The sequence below is a fragment of the Streptomyces sp. H27-D2 genome, from assembly GCF_035828615.1.
Taxonomy (GTDB): Bacteria; Actinomycetota; Actinomycetes; order Streptomycetales; family Streptomycetaceae; genus Streptomyces.
Window position 1 is genome coordinate 1 of the sequence record NZ_JAYMZR010000197.1, and the last position, 2,033, is coordinate 2,033.

A 2,033-nucleotide genomic window follows, 5' to 3' on the forward strand; every position below is an offset into this window, starting at 1 on the left:
GCGTTGACGTGAGCCGGGCGGGCAGCGGAACGGAGAGCGGCCTTGTGCGGGTCGACCCGAGGGGCGGTCCGAGCCGAGGGCGGTCCGATCGGACTCGCCCTCTTCGACTTCGAGCTCAGCGAGAGCGACATCGGTGAGATCTCGGCCCTGAACAGGGACGAGCGGACCGGCGCCGACCCGGACCGGTTCAACTCCACCGGCTGATCCGTCAGGCCGGCGCCGCCGGACAGCGTCGTCGTCCCCCGGCCCGCCTCCCCCGGCGCAACCTCGGTACGTCTCGTCTAGGTTGGAGGGGCAGCAAGCAGGTACGAGGAGAAGTGGACCGATGTCCGACATGAACACGAACAGCCGCGCCCGACTCGACCGCACCCCGGAGTGGAGCGCCCTGGGCAAGCACCGCGAAGAGCTGGCCGAGACCCATCTGCGGGAACTGTTCGCCGCCGATCCCGAGCGGGGCAGCCGCCTCACCCTCAGCGTCGGCGACCTTCACGTGGACTATTCCAAGCACCTCGTCACCGATGAGACGCTCCGCCTGCTGCGGGAACTCGCCGCGGCCACCGGAGTCGAGCGGCTGCGGGACGCCATGTTCCGCGGCGAGAAGATCAACATCACCGAGGACCGCGCGGTACTGCACACCGCGCTGCGCTCCCCGGAGTCGTCCGTTGTCGAGGTGGACGGCGAGAACGTCGTCCCGGCCGTGCACGCGGTGCTGACGAAAATGCAGGTCTTCGCGGACCGGGTCCGCTCGGGCGGCTGGAAGGGCCACACCGGCAAGCGCATCAAGAACATCGTCAACATCGGCATCGGCGGCTCCGACCTCGGGCCTGCCATGGCGTACGAGGCGCTGCGCCCCTACACCGACCGCGAGCTGCGGTTCCACTTCGTGTCGAACGTCGACGGCGCGGACCTGCACGAGGCGCTGCGCGACCTCGACGCGGCCGAGACGCTGTTCGTCATCGCCTCGAAGACCTTCACGACCATCGAGACCATCACCAACGCGACCTCCGCCCGCGCCTGGCTGCAGACCGAACTGCGGGCCGGCGAGGAGGCCGTGGCCAAGCACTTCGTGGCGCTCTCCACCAACGCGGAGAAGGTCACCGCGTTCGGCATCGACCCGGCCAACATGTTCGAGTTCTGGGACTGGGTCGGCGGCCGGTACTCCTTCGACTCGGCGATCGGCCTGTCCCTGATGCTCGCCATCGGGCCGTACCACTTCCGCGAGATGCTGGCCGGCTTCCACCTGGTCGACGAGCACTTCCGGTGCGCCCCGGCGGAGGAGAACGTCCCGCTGCTGCTCGGCCTGCTCGGGGTCTGGTACGGCGGCTTCCACGACGCCCAGGCGCACGCGGTCCTGCCGTACAGCCACTACCTGTCCAAGTTCACCGCCTACCTCCAGCAGTTGGACATGGAGTCCAACGGCAAGTCGGTGGACCGCGACGGCAACCCGGTGAGCTGGCAGACCGGCCCGGTCGTCTGGGGAACCCCCGGCACCAACGGCCAGCACGCCTACTACCAACTGCTGCACCAGGGCACGAAGGTCATCCCCGCCGACTTCATCGGCTTCGTCGAGCCCATCGCCGAACTGGGCCCGCTGACCGAGCAGCACGACCTGCTGATGGCGAACTTCTTCGCCCAGACGCAGGCCCTGGCCTTCGGCAAGACGCCGGCGGAGGTCGCCGCCGAGGGCACGCCCGCCGAGCTGGTGCCGCACAAGACGTTCCGCGGCAACCACCCCACGACCACCATCCTGGCCAACGAGCTGACACCGTCCGTGCTCGGCCAGCTCATCGCGCTCTACGAGCACAAGGTGTTCGTCCAGGGCGCGGTGTGGAACATCGACTCCTTCGACCAGTGGGGCGTCGAGCTGGGCAAGGTGCTGGCCAAGCGGCTGGAGCCGGCGCTCACCGACGGCGACGAGATCCCCGGCCTGGACAGCTCCACCACGGCCCTGGTCGACCGCTACCGCACGCTGCGCGGTCGCTGAGCGCTCACACCGGCACCGCACACAGCCGCGGCCCCCGCTCCTCATGGAG

At 69.3% G+C, this 2,033-nt stretch carries 1 protein-coding gene and 1 pseudogene; both read left to right on the plus strand.

Features of this window, described 5'->3' with window-relative positions:
* Window positions 1–96: 96 nt before the first annotated feature.
* A pseudogene (locus tag QMK28_RS33825) lies at window positions 97–204 on the plus strand (aldo/keto reductase); the annotation flags it as partial.
* A 130-nt stretch (window positions 205–334) separates the two neighbouring features.
* Window positions 335–1,984: a glucose-6-phosphate isomerase gene (pgi, locus tag QMK28_RS33830; protein WP_326443524.1), complete on the plus strand. Its 1,650-nt coding sequence runs from the start codon at window positions 335–337 to the stop codon at window positions 1,982–1,984.
* Window positions 1,985–2,033 lie beyond the last annotated feature (49 nt).

Bases quoted from the DNA above. Each gene is read 5' to 3' on its own strand.
- pgi (WP_326443524.1), top strand. From the start codon at position 335: ATGAACACGAACAGCCGCGCCCGACTCGACCGCACCCCGGAGTGGAGC.